This window comes from Streptomyces sodiiphilus (assembly GCF_039529215.1).
In the GTDB taxonomy this organism is placed as follows: Bacteria; Actinomycetota; Actinomycetes; order Streptomycetales; family Streptomycetaceae; genus Streptomyces; species Streptomyces sodiiphilus.
Window position 1 is genome coordinate 77,419 of sequence record NZ_BAAAMJ010000010.1, and the last position, 25,673, is coordinate 103,091.

Sequence of the window (25,673 nt, forward strand, 5' to 3'; positions counted from 1 at the left end):
TCACCTGCTGCCTTGAGGGCTGTCCGGGGAGAGCGAAGCGGGGAAGAGGCCGCCCGGGGAGCCGTCCCGGCGGAGCAGCGGCGCCAGCACGGCCGAGATCAGGGCCAGGTTCTCGTTGTGCGCGATGGTGTGATGGTCGGCCGCCATCTCGTGGATCGTCAGCCGGTCACCGACGAAGGCGGCGAACCCGTTGGACTTGTCGTCGCTCGTGCGGGGAACGGCGGGCAGCTCGTTGTCGTTGTCCGGTGCCAGGAATCCCTGAGTGGCGTGGAACAAGGTGGTGGGTACGGAACGCTCCAGCGGCTTCGGGCGGTATGCCTGCAGGAGGTCGCCGTTGCGGAGCATCACCTCGTGCCGCACCAGGATCTGCTGTCTGATCAGTTCCGGGTCGGGGCGGGCCGGGGACCGGTCGTGTATGTGGCGTGCGACCACGTCGAGTTGCCCGTCGAGCGCCAGGCCGGACAGCGACGCGAGCGGGACGCGCTCGGCGACCCCCCAGCGCTGGCACATGGCGTTGCCCAGCATGACGACGGAGAACGCCTCGGCCTCCACTGCGGTCACCGTGCCCCAGTCCACGCTGTCCCAGGCTTCGGTGGCCGGCATGATCGGGTCGATGGCGATCAGGTGGGAGACCTCCTCTCCCTCCTGCTGGAGCTTCCGGGCCATCTCGTAGGCGAGGACGCCGCCGAAGGAGCAGCCGCCGAGCAGGAAGGATTCTCCGGGGAACTGCGCACGCAGCTCCCCGGCGTAGTGCGCGGCCATCTCTTCGACGGAGGCATACTCCCGGGGCCGGAGGACCGGAGCCGCCATTCCGGTCTGCTCCAGGCCGATGACGGGTGTGCGCGGACCCAGATGGCGTGAGAGGTAGATGGCGTAGCTCACCTCGCCGTACAGGTTGTGCGCCCAGACGGACCGCTTGTCGTCTCCGTGCCGGTTGATCGCCACCACCGGTGACGGCTGCTCCTCCTGGGAGACGGCGAGAGCAGGACGGGCAGCCCGCGAGCGGGCCGTGTCCCGCGCCCCCGCGGGCGAGGGCAGTTGCCAGGGTTCGAGGTCCAGATCGTGGATCACCGGCGGCGGCGCGATCCAGCGGTCGTAGCCGCTGCCCGGAGTGCTCCGGGCCCGGCTCGCGGCACGGACCACGCACACGGCCCCCGTACCGCTGAGCGGGCGGGCGTGGTAGGTCCGCGCGGACCGGACGAGCGTGCTGCGCCAGCGCGCGGCGGTCTCCAGCCACCGGCGCAGAGTGGGCCCGTCCATGGGCGCGTGGGATCCCAGCCGGGCAGCGGCCTCCGCCACCCGGTCACCGACGCCCCGGTCCTCCGGCTCGTCGGCCCCGAACGGCCTGTCCGGCGCCCCCCATACCGCTGCGAACGACGCGGCGACCTCCGCCACCGAGGCGGCCGGCGTTTCATGAGGAGGGCCTTCCCCCGGCTCGGGGGTCCCCAGCAGCAGCAGCTCGGAGATCTCGAAGCCACGGTCCTGGAGCAGCCTGGCCGTCTCCGCGGCGACGTACCCGGCGACCCCTTGGCCGACAACGCGGCAGGCGCCCTCGGTGTGCCGCTCCATGATGGCGTCGGCGCACTGCCGGGCCAGGTGCCCGATGTCTCCGGACGGTGCCGTTCCGGTGTCGAAGCCCGGTGCTTCGAGACCGATCACCGGCCCTTCCTGGGCAAGGTGTCCGCACAGGTTCATCACCCAGCTCAGTTCGCCGGTCTCGCCGAAGAGGCAGTAGGCGGGCGTCCCCTCGGGGGCGTCGGCGAACGGGACCACCTTCACCTCCGGGTGCGGTTCCGCACCCGGAGGTGCCGTCGCACGGGCCCGGTCCGGGGTCCCCTCGGGCGCGGGCACGGCGTCGGGCAGCACGTAGGACTGGTGCAGATGGGCCACCAGCCGGTCCACGCTGGGATGTTCCAGGATGGCGGCCATCGGGATGTGGTCGCCGTACCGGGCCTGGATGGTCTGCATGATGCGCATCGCCCCGAGGGAGTCCACCCCGTAGGCGGCGAACTCCCGCGCCGGGTCGATCGCGTCGGCGGTGATACCGACCCCGTCGGCGATGGCGTCCCGCACGTGCCGGCGCAGGCGGGCGAGGCGGTCCTCGCTGCCGTGCGACGCCGCGGGAGGGGCTGCCGGTGCGGGAGCGGTCTCCCGGTGGGCCGGAGCGGGCGGCGCGGCGGGCGGCGCGGGCGGGCGCGCCCGCTGCCCGGTGCCGGCCGGTGGCACCGGCTGCGGTGACCCGGCCCTGCGGTCCTCGGCCACGAGGGCGGGGCCGGCCCCGGCCCGGGGGCCGGGCCGCCCGGCGGGCAGCCAGTGGCTCTCCGGTGCGAAGGGGTAGGCCGGAAGCGTCACGCGGGTACGGCCGCCCTCCGGATGCAGGCTCCGCCAGTCCACCTCGGCGCCGTCCGCCCACAGGGCGGCGAGCCTGCGGACGTCTCCGTTCCGTGCCCGGGCGAGGGCGTGGGCGAGCTCCTCGGCCCCGGGGTCCGCGCCCGAGGAGGCTGTGGTGCCGGAAGCGCTGGAGAACACCCGGTCGTCGCTGCCGCCGTCAAGATGGAGACGCAGCACCCGGGCGAGTTCCTGGAGTGTCCCGGCGACCACCGCCAGCCGGGCCGGGAACGGCCGGCGCCCGAGCTGGAGGGTGTAGGCGGTGTCCGCGGCCGACGCGTGGTGGAGCCGGCCGCCGGTCTCCAGCCGGCCGAGGTGGGTGAGCAGGCGCTCGGCGCAGACACGGAGCCGGGCGGGGTCCCGGGCGCTGAGAACGAAGACGTGCGGCCCGGGGGTGTCGTCCGCCTCCGGCCGCGGCACGGCCGGCGCCTCTTCGACGATCAGGTGCGCGTTCGTCCCGCCGAACCCGAAGGAGCTGAGACCGGCCCGGAGGGGCAGTACCTCCCCGGTGGCCGGGTCGCTCAGAGGCTGCCACGGGCGCGGCGACGTGACCAGATGGAAGGGCGAATCCGCCAGCTCGATCAGCGGATTGAGCCGCTCGAGATGGAGGGACGGCGCCAGCATGCGGTGCCGCAGGGAGAGCAGCACCTTCACCAGTCCCGCCATGCCGGCCGCGGTCTCCAGGTGACCGACGTTGGTCTTGACGGTCCCCAGTGCGCAGTACTGCCCGGCCCCGTCGGCCGCCGGCCCGCCCGCCCCGAAGGCGGTCCGCAGACCCTCGACCTCGATGGGGTCTCCCAGCGCGGTACCGGTACCGTGCGCCTCGACGTAGCCGATCGTCTGCGGGAGCACACCGGCCCGCTGCTGGGCACGGGTGATGACCTCGGCCTGGGCGGCCGGTGTGGGGGCGGTGAGGGAGGCGGCGCGGCCACCGTGGTTGGTCGCCGTGCCGGTGATCAGACCGTGGATGTGGTCGCCGTCGGCCCGCGCCCTGCTGAGCGGCTTGAGCAGGACGGCTCCCACTCCCTCGCCGCGGACGTAGCCGTCCGCCCTGTGGTCGAAGGTCTTGCAGCGGCCGTCGGGGGCCAGCATGCCCGAGCGGCTGAAGGCGTCGAAGCCGGTCGCGCTCACGATGACGTTGACGCCACCCGCTATGGCCATGTCGCACTCACCACCGCGGATGGCCGAGACGGCACGGTGGACGGCGACCAGCGAACTGGAGCAGGCGGTGTCCACGGGTTCGCTGGGGCCGCGCAGGTCGAGCAGGAAGGAGACCCGGTTCGCCAGCACGCTGTGGTCGTTCCCGGTGATGAGCTGACCGTCGATGTCCGCGCCGCGTTCCCGGGCGAGCTGACCGTACTCGGAGGAGGCGACGCCGACGTACAGTCCGCACGCGGAGCCCGCCAGGTCGGCCGGGTCGTAGCCGGCCTCCTCCACGGCCGCCCACACGGTCTGCAGGAAGAGCCGGTGCTGGGGGTCCATGACACGGGCCTCCCGGGGCGTGATCCGGAAGAACCCGGCGTCGAAGCGGTCGACGCCGTCCAGGAATCCGCCCCAGTGCTCACCCATCTCCTCGTGGTCGTCGAAGCGGCCGGCCGGAGGGCGGCCGACGAGGTCGTGCCCGGCCACCAGGTGGTCCCAGAAGGCATCGGTGTCCGGCGAGCCGGGAAAGACACCCGCCATTCCCACGACGGCGACCGGCTCGTCCTCGGGGGCCCGGGGGCGACCGGCCCGGACGGACGACTCCGGCGGCGCGGACCGCGCCCCAGCGGGGCCCGCCGCCGCACGGGCGGGCGGGGGCGGCGCGTCAGGCTCCGGGGAGGCCGCCCGCTCCGTTGCCGTTCCGTCCGTGCGGACGGCCCGCGGCACCGGCTTCCCGGCGGATTCCCCCTGGGCGGCGCGCGCGGCGGTCAGATGCGCCAGCAGGGCCGCCAGGTCCCGGAAGCCGTAGAGGACCGTCGGACTCAGCTCGATGTCGAGCCGAGTGGAGAGCCGGTCGGCGAGCTGCACCATGGTGATCGAGTCGAACCCGAAATCGCTCAGATGGTCGCCGGTGTCGATGTCGGACGCGGAGACGGCGAGCAGGTCGCAGATCACCTCGACCACCAGATCCCGCACCGCCGCGGACGCCTGGTGGGCTTCCTCGCCGTCGGCGCGGTGCCCGGCCTCGGTCTCCGCGGCCGGAAGGGTGTCGCTCACGGAGGACTCCTCGTCATCACTGGGGGACATCTGTGCCTTCTCGGTTGCCGTCCGCTCGCCCTCTGCGGGCAGGTCGAGCCAGTAACGGTCGCGGGCGAACGGGTAGTGCGGCAGCGAGACGACGCTCCCGCCCTGCTCGTCCAGGGCCCGCCAGTCGATGGGCGCGCCCTCGGTCCACGCGCGGCCCGCTTCCGCCAGTCCGGCCTCGGTGGCCGAGGCCGGGAGGGACCGGGGCGCCTCGTCATGCCCGTGCGCCGCTCGCCGCCGGCCGGTCATCAGCCTTTCGTGCGGGAGCTGCGCGGCGTGGGCGCCGAGGACGTCGGCCGCCTCACGGACGCTGCGCACCACGGCCGCCAGCCGCACGGGCAGGGCTTCCCGCCCGATGCGGAGCGTGCGGACGACATCGGCGAGACGCAGGTGTGCTCCCGGCCCGGACAGGTAGTCGCTCAGCCGCCGGGCGTGGGCGCGCAGCCGGTCGGGGCGGCGGGCCGAGAGCAGCAGGAGCATCGGCTCGCCGTCGTCCGCCCGCCCGGGCCGGGCGGACGGCACCGGCGGCTCCTCGATGATCACATGGGCGTTGGCACCGCCCGCCCCGAAGGAACTCACGGCGGCCCGCCGCGGCTCGCCCTCCCCGCCCGGCCAGGGAACGGGCTGCCCGGTCACCTGGAAGCCGTCGGGGGCCGGTGCGCCGTCGGCACCGAGGGTGGGGGCCAGCGTTCCGTGCCGCATCTGCAGCAGGACCTTGGTCAGCTGCACCATTCCCGAGGCGGCCTCCAGGTGTCCCGTGTTCGGCTTGACCGAGCCGACCCGGAGCCGCTTCCCCTCACCGAGCCCGTACGCGCGGCGCAGGGCGGCCAGTTCCACCGGGTCGCCGACCGGGGAGCCGGTGGCCTGGGCCTCGACGTACTGGATGGAGCCCGGGTCGGCGCCCGCCACCCGCAGGGCCTCCCGGATCACGTCGGTCTGTGCCTCGGCCCCGGGGACGGTGTATCCCTCGGTCGGTCCGTCCGCGTTCACGGCGGACCCGATGACACAGGCGTGGATCCGGTCGCCGTCCCGCAGGGCGTCGGACAGCCGCTTGAGGACGACGGCCCCGGCCCCCTCACCCGTCACCATGCCGTCGGACGCGGTGTCGAACGCTCTGCTGCGCCCGTCGGTGGAGAGCATCCCGGCCGCGCAGAGGCCGAGATGGTGGCTCGGATGGAGGATGACGTTCACCCCGCCGACGACGGCTTCCGTGCACTCCCCCTGACGCAGGCTCGCCGAGGCGAGATGCAGTGCGGTCAGGGCCGAGGAGCACGCGGAGTCCACCGCCATGCTGGGTCCGGTGAATCCGAAGCTGTGCGAGACGCGGTTCGCGACGGACCAGGCCGACGCGGCGGGGAGGGCGCGGTGTCCGCGTCCCCACTGCTCGGCCGCGACCAGCTGGTACCCGTGGTGCATCACGCCGGCGAAGACCCCGACGCGCGGCCTTCCGGAGGGCGTGCGCGCGCGCAGCCGGGACGGCGGCATGGCCGCGTCCTCGAGCGCCTCCCAGGCGACCTCCAGGAACAGCCGCTCGGCCGGATCCATGCCGTGCGCTTCCCTGGGCGAGATGCGGAAGAGGAGGGGGTCGAAGCGGTCGACGCCGGCGAGGAAGCCGCCCCAGCGGTGGTAGCTGCGTCCCGCCTCGCTCCCGGTGGGGTCGTCGTGGTCGGCGAGGTCCCAGCGGCTCGGCGGCACCTCGGTGATGGCACAGTGCCCCGTCAGCAGGTTGTGCCACAGGCTGTCGAGGTCGTCGGCCATCGGGTAGCGGCCGGCCACGCCGACGATCGCGATCGGCTCGGCCGCCGCGACGGCCCCCGTCCCGGACGTCCGGCCCACCGGGGCCGGGGCGGTGCCACCGGGTTCCCCGGCATCCCGCTCCGGCCCCGGCACGGGTTCCGGCGGCCCGGACTCCGGGGACGGCGTGGCGGAGACGTCCGCCCGGTGCCGGTCCGTTGCCGGGTGCGCCTGCCCGGCCAGTGCCGCGGCGAGCGCCCGGACGGACTCCCGCTTCAGCAGCAGGTCCTTCGGCACCGGGCCGAAGTCGCGCTCCAGGCGCTCGACGGCCTCCATGGCCGTCAGGGAGTCCGCGCCGTACATCTCCAGTGGCGTGTCCGGGTCGAGTTCACCGTCGTCGAGCCGGAGCAACTCGGTGTACAGCGTCGTCAGGTGCTCCACCGTGCGGGTGAGCCGCACAACGTCGTCGGGAGTCCGGTCCGGCCGGGGGCCGTCCCCGGTCCGGGAGCCGTCCGCGCCGGCCGTCCCGGGCGGCGGTGCGGCGGTGCGGGGCGTCCGCCCGGCAGGCGTGTCACGGTCCGGAAGCTCCCGCCAGGCGCCGCGTTCGGCGACCAGAAGATGCTGCCCGGCCCGGTCGTCGGGAATCCCCTCGGCCGCGAAGCGGCACACCCCGCGCAGGCCGGCGTCGATCAGCAGTGCCGACCAGGTCCCGGGGCCGAGGAGCGGGGAGTGCGGCAGCCTCAGGTGCGGGTCCCGCGCCGACCACCAGCCGTCGGTGAGGCCGAAGACCGGGGTGACGGCGTCCAGGACCCGTGTCGCCTCGTTCACCACGAGCAGGGCCCCCGGCCGCATCAGCGAGGCCACGTTCTTCAGGGTGCGCCGGATGTCGCCCGTCGCGTGCAGGACGTTCGTCGCGAGGACGACGTCGTACCGGTCCTCGCCGAACCCCTGGCCGGCCATGTCCCCCTCGATGTCGAGCACCCGGAACCCGGCGTACGGGCGCCCGGTCCCCAGTCGCTCCCGGGCGCTGCCGGTCAGGGCGGGCGAGATGTCGGTGACGTCGTAGGCCACCCGGTCCGCGAAGCCGTCGAGCACCTCCAGGACCGGCTGGGTGGTTCCGCCGGTTCCGGCGCCGATCTCCAGGATGCGCAGGCGGGGGGCGGTGGGAAGCCCCGGGGAGCCCGCCTGCCACTCCCGGACGGCGGTCTCCACGGCCGAGGCGCACAGGGCGTTGAAGTGCCGGGTGCGCGGATCGTCGTGGTAGAGCCCGGCCACCCGACGGCTGGACCCGCCCGGGAAGAGGACGTCCAGTCCCCGCCGTGCTCCGGTGAGTACGCCGGGCAGCGCGGCGGCACAGTCGTCGAGGAGGCCGAGCAGCGGACCGAGATGGGGGAAGCGGCGCAGCAGCCGGGCCCGGTGCGCCGCCCGCTCACCGCTGTCGCCCGCGGTCCCCGCCGCGGCCAGGGTCTCCAGGCGGTCGCCGTCCCTGTGGAGGTAGCCGCCGTTCACCAGAGCGGTCACGAGCGCCTCGAACAGCGGCCGCTGTGACGGCGTGACGCCGTACCGTGCCACCAGGTCCGGCAGGGTGCGGGTCTCCCCGGGTCCGCCCAGGCCCGGCGGCATCGAGGCGACGGCGTCCAGGACGGCACGGCGGCCGTAGGCGTCCACGGCGTCCAGGTAGTCGCCGCTGTACGGTTCGCCGCGGCGGGCCTGCTCCGCGCGCAGCGCCGCGGCGACCGCCGGGAGCACGGAGGGGCGGGAGCCGGGCTCGGCCAGGTGAACCGGGCCGCTTCCCACCGCGGTGACCTCGGCGAGGGCGGAGGACACCTTGAGGGGCACCACATGACCGGCACCGCCGGCGAGGGCCTGCCGGAACGCGTGGACACCCTCGGCGGCGGACAGCGGCGACACCCCCCACCCGGCGAGCCGCTCGCGGTACTCGTCGGTGGCCACCGCTCCCTGGTCGCCCCAGTAGCCCCAGTCGAAGACGGTGACCGGCCAGTGCAGCCGGCTCGCCAGGTGGCGGCCGTAGGCGTCCATGAACGTCGAGCCCGCCGCGTAGTTCGACTGTCCCGGATTTCCGGTGTGGGCGATGGCCGAGGAGAACAGGGCCAGGAAGTCGAGGGGTTCGGTGCTCAGCGCGTCGCACAGCGCGACAGTGCCACGGACCTTGGGGTCGAAGGCGGCCCTGAAGGTCGCGTCGTCGGCGCCCGCGATGGTCCGGTCGGCCAGGACGAACGCCGTGTGGATGACGCCGTCGACCCCGCCGAACAGCTCACGCATCCGCGCCACGGCCGACCGCATCGCCGCGGGATCCGTCACGTCCCCGCGCAGGTAGGCGACTTCGCCTCCCGCACGGCCTAGGCGCGTGAGGACGGAGCTGTCGAGTTCCCGCTCCGGACGGCGTCCCACCAGCAGCATCCGGGCGCCGTACTCGCCGGCCAGGTGCTCGCCGATGACCCGGCCGAGTCCGCCGGCACCTCCGACGATCAGGTAGCGGCCCCCTTTCCGCAGGGGCAGGTCCCCGGGGCGGGGGCCGGAAAGCCGGGCGGCCTCAAGACGCTTGACGAACCGCGTCCCGTCGCGCCACGCCGCCTCGGCGAACGGGACACCGGCTCGCTCGGCGTCGATACGGCCGAGCAGAGACGCCCAGTCGCCCGACGCACCGCAGCGCTCCAGCTCGCCGGCGGACAGGTCGAGGAGGACCGTGTCGAGGAACGTCAGCTCGCGTGCGACGGTCCGGGCCATGCCGTGCAGCGAGGCGGCGAACGGATTGACCGCCGGAACCAGCTCGTCGATCTGCTGGCTGTCGCCGGTCAGGACCGTCAGCCGGGTACCGGGCGGGCGGGTGGCGGCGAGCGCCTTGGCCAGGTGGAACAGCGCCAGGCAGCCGTGCCGCTGGGAGGTCTCCAGATGACCGAGGTCGGTGGGTGAGTACCGCCGGTCCTCCACACCGCCGAGGAAGTGGAGGGTGAGGGGGCCCTCCTGCCCGGCCAGCAGCGCGGCGTGGTCCTCGGGCGTGCGCAGGCCGGCGAGGTCGACGAGGCGGGCCCGGGGGCCGTGGTGCGCCACGAGGGCGGCACCGAGCCCGTAGTCGTGCCCGGCGGTGAGCACCAGGACCGGCCCGGGGGCGGCCGGGGGCGCCGGGGCGGCCGGCGGTTCCACGCGCCACACGGGCCGGAAGTACGGGACCTCGGGCGGCTGCTCGGGCCGGATGACCCCCAGCCCCGTGAAACGCGTCACGACCCGCCCGTCCGTGTCGCACAGCGTGATGTCGCAGCGTGCGGTGCCCCGGTCGGGATCGGCCGTGACGACCCGCGCGTACGCGAGGCGGGCCCGTCCCGAAGGGGACATGAACTCGACCCGGTCCACCGACACCGGCCTGGTGGCGGGTTCCCTCCATGAGGGGAGAGCACCGTGCACGGTGTGGAGGGCGGCATCGGTCACTCCGGGCTCCAGCCACCATCCGGTCCGGGCCGCGGCGGGCGGTGCGCCGAGCTCGGCCAGCGCTTCGCCGTCACCGGACCACAGGCTCTCGACGAGGCGGTAGGAGGGTCCGAAGCGCAGGCCGGCGGCCTCCGCCCGCTCGTAGAGTTCCGTGCCGGACGACCGCCGGGGGCAGCGGGCACGGATCGCGGCCAGGTCGAGCCGTTCACCGGCGGTACCGGGTAGGCCGTCGGGGGCCGCGCCGGCAGCGGGGGGTTCCGCAGCGAGATGGACTCTCGCCGCGGAGTGCACGACGGGGCCGTCCGGGCCGTCGGTGACCAGCTCCGCGCTGACGGTTTCGCCCTTCCCGGTCACCCGGACCTCGGGGGCCGCTTCGCCGAGGACGAGCGGGGACCGCAGGCGGACCTCGGACAGGGCGACGGGATGACGGCCGGTCAGCTGCCGGGCGGCGGCACGGACCAGTTCCATGTGTGCCACCCCCGCGAGCACCGGATGCCCGGCGACCAGGTGATCGGCGGCCACCGGCTCCGTGGGCCGCAGCTCCACGGTGTACCGCGCGCCACCCGCGAGGGGCGGGCCCGGTGTCAGCGGCGCGCGAACCGTGTCGTCCGGTGGTGCCTGCCGGTCCCGGTCCGGCGGAGCGCTGGTGTCCGGCCAGTGCGAGGGACCGGCGAAGGGGTAGGACGGGAGGGGCACGATGCCGGGGACGCGGCCTTCGGAAGCACGGCCGTGAAGCGCCGCGGGCCAGTCGGCGTCCGCGCCCCGGACCCACAGCTCCGCGGCCTCGTGCCGGCGCTGCCCGGCGATCAGCTCGCCCAGCCGGGCCGGATTCCCTGCGGTCCTGGACGGGTCGGCACGGCCGGTGAAGGGGGCGGTGCCCTCGGACACGAAGCGGGCCAGGGCTTCCCGGAGCTCTTCCAGGGAGCGGACGACGAAGGCCAGCCGGTGTTCGAGGGCTTCCCTGCCCACCTGCAGGGTGTGGGCGATGTCCGCGAGCGAGCCGGGCGAACCGGGTGCCGACAGGTGCCGTGCGAGGCGCTCCGCCACCGCGGTCAGCCGGTCCGGGGTGCGGGCGGACAGCAGGATGAGGTGCTCCCGGTCCGTCCCGCCGGGGGCGGGCGGCGGCTTCGCCGGGACGAACTCCTCGATGATCGCGTGGGAGTTGGCACCCCCGGCGCCGAAGGAGCTGAGCGCCGCCCGTCGGGGCAGGCCGCCCGGGCCCGGCTCCCAGGGTTCGGCCGTCCGCTGGAGCCGGAACGGGGTGGAGGGAAAGTCGATCTTCGGGTTGGGCGGGTCACTGTTCAGTGTGGGAGCGAGCGTCCGGTGACGCAGCTGGAGCAGGATCTTGGTCAGGCCGGCGATCCCGGCAGCGGCCTCGGCGTGACCGATGTTGGGCTTCACCGAGCCCAGGGAGCAGAACTGCCGCTCGGCGGTGTGCCCGGCGAACGCCCGCGACAGGCCGTCGATCTCGATGGGGTCGCCGAGCTCGGTGCCGGTGCCGTGGGCCTCGACGTATCCGATGGTGCGCGGATCGATCCCGGAGCCGCGCAGCGCGGCACCGATCACGGAGGCGTGGCCTCGCGGCGAGGGCACGGTGTACCCGTTGGTCCTGCCTCCGTGCCGGACGGCGGTGGAGCGGATCACCGCGTGCACGTGGTCGCCGTCGGCGAGGGCGGCGCCGAGCGGCTTGAGGACGACGGCGCCGACCCCCTCGCCGGGGACGAAGCCGTCCCCGCCCTCGCCGAAGGCCCGGCAGACCCCGTCGGGGGACATCATGCGCTGCTCGGCGAGCATCGCGAACTTCATGGGATGCAGGTTCAGATAGGCGCCGCCGGCGACGGCCATGCGGCATTCGCCGTGCCGCAGGCTCTCACAGGCCAGATGGAGCGCGGTCAGTGACGCGGAGCAGGCCGTGTCCACCGCCATGCTCGGACCGTGCACGTCGAGGAGGTACGACAGACGGTTGGCCAGCGAGAACTCCATGGAGTAGGCCGGGACCGGATTGCCCTTCCCCCACTCCTCGGCGCCGACCAGACCGTAGGCCATGCCCGTGGTACCGACGAACACCCCCACCGAGTGTCCGTCCTCCGTACGGGTGAGGTGGTGGAGGCGCGCGCGGGAGTACCCGGCGTTCTCGATGGCGGACCAGGCGACTTCCAGGAACAGGCGCTCGGCCGGGTCCATCCTGCGGGCCTCGCGCGGCGCCACGGCGAAGAACAGCGAGTCGAAGCGGGAGACGTCGTCGAGGAAGCCGCCCCAGCGGCCGTAACTGGTACCCGGACGGGAGTCGCCGGTGTCGGTCCAGCGGTCCTTGTCCCAGCGGCCGGCCGGTATCTCGCGGATGGCGTCCTTGCCCTCGGCCAGCATGGTCCACAGTTCGTCGACGTCCGCGGCTCCCGGGTAGCGCCCGGCGACGCCGACGATCGCGATGGCGTCCCGAGGCGGCTCGTACGGCGGCGCCGGGTCCGGAGAGAGCTCACGCCGCTTCGAGGCGGAACCGGCGGCGGGTGCGTCCCTCACCGGCTCCGGGGCGGCCGGCGCCGGGTCCGGCCCGGCCCCCAGCAGGGCCCGCAGCGGCTCGGCGTGCTGGCCGGCGAGGTGACGTGCCAGGTCGCGCACCGTGCGGTGTTCGAACATCAGGGTGGCGGGGAGGGGGCCGAGCCCGTCCTCCAGGGCCACGGACAGTCTTCTGATCATGACCGAGTCGATGCCGAGCGTGGAGAACTCCTGGTCGGCTCCCAGTTGCCCGGGCCGCAGCCGGGCCATCTCGGAGACCAGGCCGAGCAGATACGTCTGCGCGGCTTCCCGGAGGTCTCCGGGAACCGGGCCGGCCGGCCCGGCGGGCACCTGCTCGGCCCGGCCGTCCGGCCGGCCGGGCGCCAGGCGCCGGCCGGCGAACGCGCCGATGCGGCCGGCGTCCCCGTGGACGACGACCAGCTCCGGGGCACCCGTGCGAAGGGCAGCCGTCATCGCCAGAAGCCCGGTTTCCGGCGGCATCTCCACCATGCCCTGCAGGGACTCCACGGCCCGCCGGTCCGCTTCGCTCAGCCGCATGCCCCCGCCCGACCACAGGGGCCACCCGATGGACACGGTGGTGCCCCGGCGCTCCCCCCGGGCCACCCGCGCGGCCCGGTGTGCGGCGAACCCGCCGAGAGAGCGCCCCGCCGCCGCGTAGTCGCTCTGCCCGGCGTGTCCGAGGTAACCGGCCATGGAGGAGAAGAGGACGAAGAAGCCGAGCGGCTCGTCCCGGGTGGCCTCGTCCAGGACGCGGGCGCCGCGCAGCTTGGGCGCGAGCACCCGGGCGTGCGCACCGGGGGGCTTGTTGACGATGTAGGCGTCCTCGTTGACCCCGGCCAGGTGCAGGACACCGGTCACCGGGCCGAACTCGGCACGGGCGAAGTCCACGGCGGCCCGCACGTCCGCCGGCCGGGTGACGTCGCCCCGGACGTATCCGACCCGTCCTCCGGCGTTCTCGATCCGCGCCGTGGCCTCCCGGAGCGCGGGGCCCGGCTCCGAGCGTCCCAGCAGGACGAGCCGGGCCCGGGAGCGCTGGGCGAGCAGCACCGCGAGCCGCAGGCCGATGCCTCCCGCGCCGCCGGCCATCAGATACACGCCCTGCTCGGGGAGGCCGGGGAGCGGTCGTGCCGGCAGTTCTTCCGGGAGCAGGACCCGGACCCGGCGCACCGGGCCCTCGTAGGCCACTTCGTCCAAGGGCTGGTCGTCCCGCTCGAGTTCGGCGAGGGCCGGCGGAACAGGGTCGCTGTCGCCGCCCACGGCGAGGGCGACTGGGCGCAGCCGGCTGTCCTCCTGCGCGGCGACCGAGCAGAAGCCGCCGAGCGTGTCGGCGGACTGCTCGCTCTCCGGGCCGACCGCGGCGCACGCCAGGCGGAGCGGCTCACCGCCCTGCCTGCGGATGGCCGCGCGCAGCAGCGGATACACGGCGTCGAGGCAGTTCTCGGGCCCTGCGCCGGTGACGAGCACCACTCGCTCCGGGGTCGCGTCCCGCTCCGCGAGGTCCCGCCACAGCCGCGTCCAGTCCGCGTCCTCGGCGAGACCGATCCGGTAGTCGGCGGGGCCGGTGCGCCGGAACCCGGACCCGCCCCCGGCGCGCACGAGAACGGCCCCGGACGGCCTCCAGTTCTCGGCGCCCCGGTGCTGGGCGGCAGCGGGGTCGAGCACGAGGAGGACCGGGGAGGAGGACGTGTCCGGAGGGACCGTCCCGGCCCCCGCGATGTCCCGCTGTTCCCAGCCGGGGCGGAAGCAGACCAGGTCTGCGCCCTCCACCGCCCCGTCCGGCTGCTCACCCGGCCGCCGGCCGGCCTCGATCAGCGCCTTCGCCTCGGCGACGGTCAGCTCGCCGCGCCGCAGCCGTTCGAGAACACCGCGTCTGGTCCCGTACGGGTTCACAGCACACCCTCCATCAGCTGTTCGGCTTCGTCGACCGACATCCGGCCCTCCCCGACCGCGGCGAGCAGTCCGGCCAGCCGCTCACCGCCGTCCCCGTCCCCTTCCGCGGGGGTGACGGCCGGCGGTGGCGTTCCGGCGGGTTCCGCCGGTGGCCTCGCCCAGTGCCGTTCCCCTGCGAACGGATACGCCGGCAACGACACCCGGCGGGCTCCTCCCCAGCCCTGCGGGGGCAGCCACGGTGTGCCGCCGGCGATCCACTCCCGGGCCGCCGTCCGGGGGTCGCGGGCAGCCGTTCCCCGGCCGTCGCCGGCGGCCGGGGAACGGTGGGCGCGTCCGAGGACGACATCCGCGGAGGCGGCACCGTCGAGGTATCCGCGCAGCGACCTCACCAGGCCGTCGGTGTCCGCGGCCACCACCGCCAGACGGTGCTCCATCTCGTCGCGGCCCGCCCACAGGGTGCGGGCGATGTCGGCGAGGGGCGGAACTTCCTCGCCGTCGGCGTGCCGTCCGGCCAGGAAGTCGTGCAGCTCTTCGGCCTGGGCCCGGAGCCGCTCCGGTGTCCGGGCCGAGAGCGGCAGCACCTGCGGCCCCGGCGGCCGGTCGCCACCGGCCCCTTCCGGGCGCGGGTACTCCTCCAGCAGCACATGGGCGTTCGTCCCGCCGAGGCCGAAGGCACTCACCCCGGCCCGGCGCGGGCCCGAGCCGGGCGCCTGCCACGGTGTGAGCCGGTCGACGACGTAGAAGGGGCTGCCCTCGAGGTCGAGCAGCGGGTTCGCCTCGGTGTAGTGGAGGGTGGGCGGAATCATGCCGTGGCGCATCGCGAGCACGGTCTTGACCAGGCCCGTCAGGCCCGCCGCGGCTTCGGTGTGCCCGACGTTCGACTTGACGGTGCCCAGCCCGCACCACGGCTCCTCCGGCTCCCGGCCGGTCCCGCCGCTCAGCTCCCCGAATGCCGTGCGCAGGCCTCTGACCTCGATCGGGTCCCCCACTTCGGTGCCGGTGCCGTGCGCCTCGACGTAGCCGATCGTCCGCGGGTCCACCCCGGCGTCCCGGTGGACGGAGGCGATCAGTTCGGCCTGGGCCGAGGGGTTCGGCATCATCAGCGAGTCCATGCGCCCGCCGCCGCCGTGCGAGACCCCGCTGCCGCGCACCAGGGCGTACACCGTGTCGCCCTCGGCGAGCGCCCGGGAGAGCGGCTTGAGCAGGACCGCCACCGACGCCTCGCCCCGCACCATGCCGTTGGCCCGCCGGTCGAACGCCGCGCACCGGCCGTCGGGGGACATGATGCCGAGCTGGCCGAGCGCGACGAACAGATCCGCGGTGAGGAACAGATGCACGCCGCCGACCAGGGCCGCGTCGCACTCCCCGCCGCGCACGGCGCGGACGGCACGGTGCACGGCGGTCAGCGAGCTGGAACAGGCGGTGTCCACCGCTTCGCTGGGGCCGCGCAGGTCGAGCTGGTAGGACACCCGGTTGGCGATGAGGCAGTGCCCGTTGCCGCTGACGACGTGGCCCTCACGGTGCCGCCCGGCGCGGTGCAGCTGCCAGTCGTAGTCGCGGGAGGTGGCTCCGATGAAGACGCCGGTGCGGCTGCCGCGCAGCCCGGCGGGCCGGTGGCCCGCGTCCTCGACGGCCCTCCAGGCGGTTTCCAGCATGATCCGCTGCTGGGGGTCCATGAGCTCGGCCTCCAGGGGGGTCATGCCGAAGAAGTCCGCGTCGAAGCGGTCGACTCCCTGGATGAAGGAGCCCCAGCGGCTGTTCACCTTGCCGGGCGTCCGGTGGGGGTCGCCGTAGACCTCCCGCCAGTCGAAGCGTTCCGCGGGGATCTCCTCGACCAGGTGGACGCCGTCCCGCAGGTGCCGCCACCAGGTGGTCAGATCGGGCGACCGGGCGAACCGCCCGGACATGCCGACGATCGCGACGGGGTCGTCCCCGAAGCGGTCCGGGGCCGGGTGCGCGGCCCGCGCCTTCCGCCCGGCGGTGGAGGGCCGGGGCGGCGCAGCGGGAGGAGGCAGCCGGGAGGGCACGGGAGCGTGAGCGACGAGATACCGTGCCAGCGAGGCGATGGAGTCGTGCTCGTACAGCAGGACCTTCGGGAGCTTGCCGAACTCGGGCTCCAGAGTGCGGACCAGCTGGATGGCGCTGAGCGAGTCCATGCCGTAGTCGCTGAAGGAGCCGTCCGCGTCCAGGGTCTCGGCGGGCCGGCCGAAGAACCGGGCGAAGACCGTGCGCAGCCGCTCGGAGACTTCCTCCGCACCGGCGGCCGGGGGCTCCGCGCCTTCGGCGGCGACGGCCGTGGCCCCGGCAGCGGGCTCCGCGGGAACCGGCTCCGCGGGGACGGGCTCCGCGGGGACGGGCCGTGTCCCGGCGGCAGGGGCGGCATGGGCGGCGACCGGGAGGTCCGACGGCACCTGGCTCACCAGGACCGCGTTGTCGAACTCGGTTTCGTCCATGTCACGGGCGCCCAGCGCCCAGGTCCGCGCGAAGCCCTGTTCCTCCAGGGCGGCGCGCCAGCGGGGCACGTCGAGGAACGGCGAGTGGGGCAGCCGGACCTCGGGATCCACACTCGACCAGTAGCCGGGCAACGGGCCGATCATCGCCGTCATGCAGTCGTGATTGCGCACCAGCTCCTCCAGGACCAGGACACCGGCCGGAGCGAGAAGACGGCGGATGCGGCCGAGGCTGTCCGCCATGCTCCTGGTGGCGTGCACCGAGTTGGCGGCGATCACCACGTCCGCGCTCGACGGGGAGAAGCCCTGCCGCTCGGGCTCGTCGTCCAGGTCGAGCACCCGGCACTCGAACCGGACCGGGGTCTGCGAGAAGGCCGCCCGCGCCGCCGGCAGGAAGGCGGGGGAGACATCGGTGAACAGGTAGTGCACGGCGTCCCTGTGCTCGCCGAGCGCCCCCAGCAGACGCCGTGTGGTGCCGCCCGTGCCCCCGCCGATCTCCAGCAGCCGGACCGGCTCGTCCGGCCGCCTCGCCCGCACCGCCCGCACCTGGGCGGCCACCAGCCGGGCGACGATCTCGTTGTGGTGGTCGGCGACCTCGTTGCCGTGGTAGATGCGCAGCAGCAGGTCGGGGTTGTCGGGCGAGAAGAAGACCTCCAGGGCCTCCGCCTCCCCCGCGAGGAACTCCGGCAGCCTGGGCACGCAGGCTTTCACCAGATCGGCCCAGGGCGACAGTTCGGGATGATCGGTGGTGAGGGACGCCAGCTCGGCGGCCAGCCGTCCTTCCTCCTCCGGCCCGCCCCACCGGCGGCCCGGGTCCGCCGGTGCCGCGGCGATCATCGCGGCGAGAGCGTCGGCCAGCTTGCCGTACCGCTCCTCGTCCGCGAGCCGCCGCCGCAGGGCGGCCGCCGTGGGGAGGCCGGCTTCCGGCCCGCCACCGAGCAGATGGCGGCACCAGCGCCGGAGCAGTTCGTCGAGGCGGTTCATGCCCGCGGCGGCGTGCCGCCCGGAGAAGCCACTGCGCGAGACGTAGAGCTGCGCCTCCCGGACCGCCTGCTGGGCGTCAGCCTCCGGTGGCACCCCGGCGGACGCCGCCGGGTTCGCTTCCACCGGCGCCCGCGACCCGGCCTCCTCGAACCAGTACCGCTCACCGGAGAAGGGGTACGCCGGCAGGGAGAGCCGCGGAAGGTCCGGCGGCGGCGCCGGCAGGTCGTCCGACTCCCCCGTGACCCAGCGCCGGGCCGCCGCGGCGGCTTCTCCGGCGCCCGCCGCGTCCGGCGGGTTCAGCCGGCCGGCGATCACCGGGGCGTCGAGGCACTGGTCCAGCCCGGCCAGCAGCCCGGACCGGGAATCGGCGAGCACCGCCGCCCGGCACGGCATCGCCTCACGGCCGGCGCACAGCGTCGCGGCGATCCGGTCCGGCCGCGCTCCGGGATGCTCGCGAAGGAAGTCCCGGTGCCGGCCCACCAGCTCTCGCAGCGCGTCCTCGTCACGCGCGGAGAAGGGAAAGACCAGGGTTCCGGGCACCGGCTCGGGCAGCGTCCGCCGCGGCGGCTCCTCCAGTACGGCGTGCGCACCGGCACCGCCGAAGCCGAAGGAGCTGACCCCCGCCCTGCGTGCCGTGCCGGCCGGCCAGGGAACCGCCTCCGTGTTGACGTACAGGGGCCCTCCGTCGAAGGCACAGAACGGATTGGGGGCCTCGTAGAACGGCATCGGCGGGATGACCTCGTGCCGCATCGACAGAAGAGTCTTGACCACCCCGACCAGCCCCGCTGCCCCTTCCGTGTGCCCCAGGTGCGCCTTGGCGGACCCGACGGCGCAGAAGCCGGTCCGTGCCGTGTGCCGGCGCATCGCCGTGACCACGGCCTCGATCTCGACCGGATCGCCGAGAGCCGTGCCCGTGCCGTGTGCCTCCAGGTAGCTGAGCGAGCCCGGGTCGATCCCCGCCTCTTCCCACGCCCTCAGCAGCAGCTCCGCCTGCCGGGCCGGGTTGGGGGCGGTGGCCGATCCGGCCCGGCCGCCGTGGTTGACGGCCGTCGCCCTGATGACACCGTGCACGGGATCCCCGTCGGCCAGCGCCCGGTCGAGCGGTTTCACCAGCACCGCGGCCACGGCCTCCCCGGGGACGTATCCGTCCGCCCGCGCGTCGAAGGTGTGGCACCGCCCCGACGGCGACAGGGCGCCCAGCGCCGAACTGCGCAGATAGTGCTGAGGGCTGAGGATGAGGTTGGTCCCGGCCGCGAAGGCCATCTCGCACTCACCGCGGCGCACCGAGTTCACGGCCAGGTGGAGGGCGTACATCGAGGACGAACAGGCGGTGTCCACCACGAGGCTGGGACCGGTGAGGTCGAAGAAGTACGAGAAACGGTTGGCCGTCATCGACACGGAGGTACCGGTGACGTCGTGCGCCCGCGGAGTACGACCGCTGACGAGCATCTCCTGGTCGTAGTCGCCGAAGCAGCGGCCGACGAAGTTCCCGGTGGACGATCCGCGCAGCCGGCCGGCCACCCCGGCGTTCTCGGCGGTCTCGTAGAGGACCTCCAGCAGCAGCCGGGTCTGGGGGTCCATGCCCTCCGCCTCGGCGCGGGGCACCTGGAAGAAGCCGGCGTCGAACCGGTCCACGTCCTCCAGGAACGCGCCGTGTCCGCAGTCCGTGCCGTCCGGCCGGAGACCGGCGGGGTCGTGGTGGAGACGGTGGTCCCACCGGTCGGCCGGGACTTCCGACACCAGGTCGCGCCCGGCGAGCAGGTCCGCCCAGAATCCTTCGGTTCCACGCGACCCGGGGAAGCGTCCTGCCATCCCGATGACGGCGACAGGACGGTCCCCGGGGACCTCGCGCACGGGGGCCTGCGGCACCGCGGTGACCGCCGGGCCGGGGAGTGCGGGCCTCGGGCCGTCCGGCCGGGGGCCGGTGCCCGGCCGGGCGGGCAGACGCCGCGTCACGGCGGAGCCGTACGCGTCCAGGAGGTGGGCGGCGAGCCCGCCGATGCCGGGGTACCGGAACAGTGCCGTCGGTGGCAGCTCGATGCCGAGGTCCGCGGAGACCCGGCGGACCAGCCCGACGAGGTCCACGGACGTCATGCCCATTTCGAGGAAGCCGCTGTCGCGGTCGACGACCGTGCCCGCCGCCGTTTCCGGGCCGTCGAGCGTCCGGCCGACCAGTCCGCTCAGATACTGTTCCGTCCGCCGCAGCAGGTCCGGCCCGCCGGCGGCCCGCGGCGCACCGGCGTGCTCCGGCGGATCCACCGGGAACGTCCCCGCGTCCAGCGCGCCCTCGAGCTTCTCCCGGTCTCCGTGGAGGACGACGACCTGAGGTTCACCGCAGGCGAAGGCGGCGTCGAGCGCGTCCAGTGCCTCGGCCGTCTCCAGCGGGCGCGACCCGGTACGTGCCAGTACCCGGTCCTCCACCGCGGCGTCGATGGTCATGCCGCCCTCGCGCCACAGAGGCCAGTTGACGGCGACGGTCCGGCCGGTGCGCTCCCCCGCCGCCCGTCGCTCCTCGCGCCACGCCGCGAAGGAGTCGAGGTGACGGTTGGCCGCGCTGTAGTCCGTGGCGCCGGGATTCCCCAGTACCGAGGCGACCGAGGAGTACAGCAGGAAGTAGTCCAGGTTCTCGGTCCGGGTCGCCGCGTCCAGACCGGCGGTGCCGCGCGTCTTGGGCGCGAGAACGCGCTCCGCCGCCTCGCGCGTCTTGTTGACCAGGAGGGCGTCCTCCACGAGGCCCGCGCAGTGGACGACCCCCGTCAGCGGGCCGAACCGCCCGGTGGCGGCGGCCACCGCGCGGGATACCGCGTCAGGGTCGGTGATGTCCGCACTCAGGTAGACGGCACGGGCCCCCAGGGCCTCCAGTTCCGCCACGGCCGCGTCGGTGTGCGGCCCCGGAGCGGATCGCCCGACCAGGACGATCGAGACGGAGGCCCGGCGGGCGAGCAGCCGGGCGGTGTGCAGCCCGAGGGCGCCGGCTCCACCGCTGATCAGATAGGTACCGCCGGGGCGGGCCAGCGGAACCGCCTGGTCACCGGGGCGGGCGGCAGGCTGTGCGAGAGGGGCGAAGACCAGGGCCTGACGGCCTTCCGGGGTGTACCGGATCTCGGTGCCCGGACCGCCGGCCGCCGTCGTGACGGCCGCCTCCGCCAGGAGAACGCCGGCGTCGGCCCCTTCCGCGGGGAACCGCACCGTCTTCAGAGCGAGCTTGGGCTGTTCGAGCCGCACGCTGCGGGCCAGTCCCCCGACAGCCGCGTGCCCGGGGCTCTCGCCGGCGGCGGAGTAGGCGTAGACGACGGGCAGCGGGCCGGTGCGGCCCAGTGCCCACGAACGGCACAGCAGCAGGGCCGAGAGGACGCCGCCCGTCTCGGCGGTCGCGGCCACCGGGTCCGGCCGCAGCGCCCACAGGTGGAGGACGGCATCGGGCTCCGCCCCTTCCCCCCGCAGCTCGGCGGCCAGCAACCGGTAGTGCTCCTCCTCCCCCGGCGAGATGTCGAAGCTGTCCGCGGAGGTCCTGGCCCAGGACATGCCCGGCCGGACCCGCACCACCCGCCGGCAACGTCCGCGCAGCTCGGCGACACGCCGGTCGTCGGTGTCGAAGGCGACCACCACACCTTCCGCGAAGGGCACGTGGCCGTCCGCGGGGACACCGAGCGGCGCGTCCTGCCAGCGGGGAACGCGGAGCACGGTGGCCGCGACCGCGGCACCGGCATCCGGCCCGTCCTGCCGTCCGGTGTCCGGCTGCGGCGGGCGCCCGGTGCCCTCGCTCAGCCAGTACCGGTCCCGGGCGAACGGATACGTGGGCAGCGGCACCCTGACCGCCTCCGGGTTCCTGGGCCAGACCGTCTGCTCGCCCGCCGCCCAGCGTTCGGCCAGCAGCGCCTCGGGCTCCTCCCCCGCCGCCCGCACCGGCTGCCTCCCGGAGCCGGCCGGGACGGGCCGTCCCTCGGCCAGGGCCTCCAGCTCCTCGACGAGTCCGCCCAGGTCGCTCACCACGAAAGCCGCCCGGTGCTCCATCGGCCTGCGCCCGTCCCGCAGGGTGTGCGCGACATCGGCCAGACGGAGCCGGGGACGGTCCCGCAGGTGCCGCGCGAGACGTTCCGCCTGGGCGCGCAACTGCTCCTCGGTGCGGGCCGAGACCGGCACGGCACACGGCCCGGCGGGTGCCGTGTCCCGCTGCGGCTGTGTGTACTCCTCGACGATCAGGTGCACGTTGGCGCCCCCCGCGCCGAAGGCGCTCAGCGCGGCACGGCGGGGCACTTCCCGGCCGGTCTCCGGGTCGACCGGGCGGGGCCAGGGCTCGGCTGTCCGCGGCAGGTAGAACGGCGTCCGGTCCAGCCGGAGGGCCGGGTTGGTCTCCCCGACGTCCGGACCCGCCGGAATGGTGCGGTGCCGGAGAGCCAGCAGCAGCTTGGTCAGTCCGGCCACCCCGGCCGCCGCTTCGAGGTGGCCGATGCTTCCCTTCACCGACCCGATCGCGCAGAAACCGCGGCTGTCCGTGTGCCGGGCGTAGACCGAGCTGAGCGCCTCGATCTCGATCTGGTCCCCCAGCAGCGTGCTCGTGGCCTGGGCCTCGACGCAGCCGATGGTGCGGGCCGGGACACCCGCGTCGTCCAGTGCGTCCGCCACCACCCGGGCCTGGGAGTCGGGGCTGGGGACCGAGTACCCCCCGGTGCGCCCGCTGTGGCGCAGCGCGGACCCCCGGATGAGGCCGTGAATGTGATCGCCGGACGCGAGGGCGTCGGCCAGCGGCCTGATGATCACGGCTCCCACGCCTTCTCCCGGCACGTAGCCGTCGGCGTCCTTCGCGAAGGGACGGCACCGGCCACTGGGGGACAGCAGCCCCAGTCCGGCGAGACGGAGGTACTTGTACGGATGGAGCGAGAGGTTGACGCCTCCGGCCAGCGCCGCCCGGCACTCGCCGCGGCGGATGCTCCGGACCGCGAGGTGGAGGGCGGTGAGCGCCGCCGAGCAGGCCGTGTCCACGGTCAGACTGGGGCCCTGGAAGTCGAACGTGTACGAGACGCGGTTGGCCAGGGAGGAGGACCAGGAACCGGCCACTTCCGGTACTCCCTCACGCACCCGGTCCAGGCCGTGGAGCTGATAGTCGTTCCACATGTGCCCCGCGAACACCCCCACCTCGCCCTCGGTCTGTGCGGCGAGGCTCCCGGGCGTGTGGCCGCCGTCCTCCAGCGCTTCCCACGCGGTCTGCAGGAAGAGCCGCTCGTGGGGGTCCATCAGCCGGGCCTGCTGTGCGGTGATCCCGAAGAATCCGGCGTCGAACTCGGTCACGCCGTCGCAGAAGGCTCCCCACTCGGCGTACGTACGGCCGGGCGTGCCGCGCCGGGCGTCGAACCAGGGGCGGTTGTCCCACCGGTCGGCGGGAATCGGCGTGACGCGGTCGCGGCCCTCGCGCAGCACCTCCCACAGCTCGTCGGGGGAGGCCGCGCCGGGGTAGCGGCCGGCCAGGCCGACGACGGCGAGGGGTTCCTCGGGCTCGTCTCCCCCGGGTGTACGGGCCCTGCGGGGGGCCTCCGGGGCGGCGGGCCGGGACGGCGCCGGCGGCGCGGCGGCCTGCTCCGCCTCGCCGGCGGGCGCGTCGTCACGGGCGGCCGTGTCCTGCGGGCGGGTGAGGGCGTCCTCGTGTCCCCGGTCGCGCAGATACCCGGCGAGTGCCCGGACGGTCGGGTACTCGAACAGCAGCGTCGGGTAGAGCGGGCTCCCGATGCGCTGTTCCAGTTCCGACGCGATGCCCAGCAGGTCGACCGAGGTCAGGCCGTGGTCGTAGAAGCCGCGGTCGGGGTCCGGCGCGCCGGCCGACCCGCCGAGCTTGGCTGCCACCAGGTCCCCGACCACGCCGAGCGCGCCGGCGGGAGGTGTCGTGCCGCCGGACGGAGGAGGGCCGGCCGGTGCCGGCGCCTCTCCGGCCGGTGCCGGCGCTCCTCCGGCCGTCGCTTCGCCGGTCACGTCATCCGGTACGGCGGGGGGCTCATGACGTCCGGGGAGCCGACGGGTGATCAGCTCTGCCGACCGGACGCGCTTGGCACGGAATCCGGTCATCCGGGCCACCACGGCGCCGTCGGGTGCGCACATCCACAGGTCGGCGTCGAACAGTTCGGAGTCCAGCTGCCCGCCGACCGGGCCGGGCACGAGCACCAGGTTCTCGCGGCCGATGCCGGCCGTGGCGTGGAAGCGGTCGATGGAGATGGGGATGAAGGCGTGCCGGGCGCCGGCCCGCTCCGCTTCCCGGAACAGGAGCATCGGCACCAGGGTGGCGAAGTCCAGCACCGCCGGGTGGGCGTGGAAGTGGCCCAGGTACGGCTCCGCCTCCTCGGCGAGCCGCATCCTCGCCAGGGCCTGCCCCCCGCGGGTGTGCACGGTCCCGGAAGCCTTCATGAAGCCGCGGTGGTCGATGTCCAGCTGGTTCCGGACGAACGCGTAGAGGTCTGCCACGTCCACCGTCCCGCGGGCCGGGTCCGTCCAGGGCCCGAGGTCGATCCGCTGTTCCGGGTCCGCGGAGGCCGGGTGGAGTTCGGCCGTGCAGTTGACCTCCCAGCCGGTCCCCTCGGCGGCACCGTCACGAGGCCGGCTGCGCACGGTGACCGGCACCGGGCTCCCGGCATCCGGGTCGCCGGCGACGATTTCGACCCTCCGGCCCTCGTCGGTCCCGATCACCGGTGCGAGGAAGACGATGCGCCGCAGTTCGACCGAGGCCGGATCGACCCCGGCGTGCCGGGCGAGGCGCAGCACGAGGTCGAGAAGGAACACCCCGGGCAGAACGGGCACCGAGTGCACCAGGTGGTCGCGTACCGCCGGGTCCCCGGCGTCGACCGAGGTCGCCATCCGCCGCCCGGCGAGCCGCGCCACGCCGCTCTCCTCGGGTCCCGCGTGTCGGTTCTCCGTCATGGCTGAACCACTTCCTCCAGCTCGAGCAGGGGACGGGGGGACTGCGGCGACTGCCCGGGGCGGGCCGGGCCCGGGTTCCCGGCCCAGTGGCGCCTGCGGTGAAAGACCGGGGCGGGCAGTGGACTCCGCCGGACCGGGTGGGGGTCGCGCTCGCCGTCCCTCAGCCCGCGGAGGACGACGTGACAGTTCGTGCCGCCGAACCCGAACGCGCTGAGCCCCGCCCTTCGCACCCCGTGCCGGGGCCGCCACGGCTCCAGTTCCGTCTGCAGACGGAACGGCGAGGCGTCGAAGGCGAACCGCGGATTCGGGTGTGCGCAGTGCAGCGTGGGAGGAAGCGCCCGGTGCATCAGGGACAGGACGACCTTGTGGAGACCCGCCATGCCCGCCGCCATCAGCAGGTGCCCGACGTTGGACTTGACGCTGCCGACCCCGCAGAAGCCGCGTTCCGCGGTGTGCTCGCCGAACACCTCGGTCAAAGCGCGTAGTTCGATCGGGTCGCCGATCATGGTGCCGGTTCCGTGGGTCTCGACGTAGGAGACGCTGCCGGCTTCCGCCCCGGCCTTGCGCAGGGCGTCCTGGACGACCGCCCGCTGGGCCTCGGGATTCGGGGTGGTCAGGCCCATGGTGCGGCCGTCGTTGTTGACGGCGGTGGCCTCGATGACGGCGAGCACCCGGTCACCGTCCGACAGAGCGGCCCGCAGCGGTTTCACCAGGACGGCGCCCACGCCTTCTCCCGGCACGAAACCGTTGGCCCCCGCGTCGAACACGCGGCAGACCCCGTCGGGGGACAGCGCCCGGGCGGCGCTCAGTGACAGGTAGGGCGTCTCGTCGAGGATGAGATCGGCTCCCCCGACGACAGCCATCTCGCACTCGCCGAGCCGCAGGGACTGATCAGCGAGGAAGAGGCTGGTCAGCGAGGAGGAACAGGCCGTGTCGACCACCAGGTTCGGTCCCCGCAGATCGCGGAAGTGCGCGAGCTGCGCCCCGATGAAGTTCTGGTTGAGGCCGGTTGCTGTGGCCCGGCCCGGCACCGCGACCCGCGCACCATAGGTGCTGGTGCCCGAGCCGACGAACACACCGATGCGGCGGCCCTCCAGTTCCTCGCCCCGGTACCCCGCGTCGGCGAAGGTCTGC

Annotated in this window: 3 protein-coding genes (1 of these 3 running past the window's edge); all 3 read right to left on the bottom strand. The window is 74.6% G+C overall.

Annotation, left to right across the window (positions count from 1 at the left end; genetic code table 11):
- Tightly spaced (each overlapping or abutting the next), the 3 genes in view from ABD299_RS05670 to ABD299_RS05680 form a layout consistent with a single transcriptional unit that may run on beyond the window.
- Entirely contained in the window at nucleotides 1-14,202 is a 14,202-nt protein-coding gene (locus ABD299_RS05670) for an SDR family NAD(P)-dependent oxidoreductase (RefSeq protein WP_344259388.1), read from the bottom strand.
- Nucleotides 14,199-24,539 carry an SDR family NAD(P)-dependent oxidoreductase gene (locus ABD299_RS05675; protein WP_344259389.1) on the bottom strand — a complete coding sequence of 3,447 codons (10,341 nt, stop codon included), beginning with the start codon at nucleotides 24,537-24,539 and terminating at the stop codon, nucleotides 14,199-14,201. Before ABD299_RS05675 ends, ABD299_RS05670 begins: the two co-directional genes overlap by 4 nt.
- Nucleotides 24,536-25,673 carry the final stretch of an SDR family NAD(P)-dependent oxidoreductase gene (locus tag ABD299_RS05680; protein ID WP_344259390.1) on the bottom strand. The gene runs 11,429 nt beyond the window's last position, so only the last 1,138 of its 12,567 coding nucleotides appear in the window; the start codon falls outside the window, past its right edge; its stop codon occupies nucleotides 24,536-24,538. Before ABD299_RS05680 ends, ABD299_RS05675 begins: the two co-directional genes overlap by 4 nt.

Excerpts from the sequence above, each read along its gene's own strand:
- ABD299_RS05675 (WP_344259389.1), bottom strand. The coding sequence starts at position 24,539 with ATGACGGAGAACCGACACGCGGGACCCGAGGAGAGCGGCGTGGCGCGG.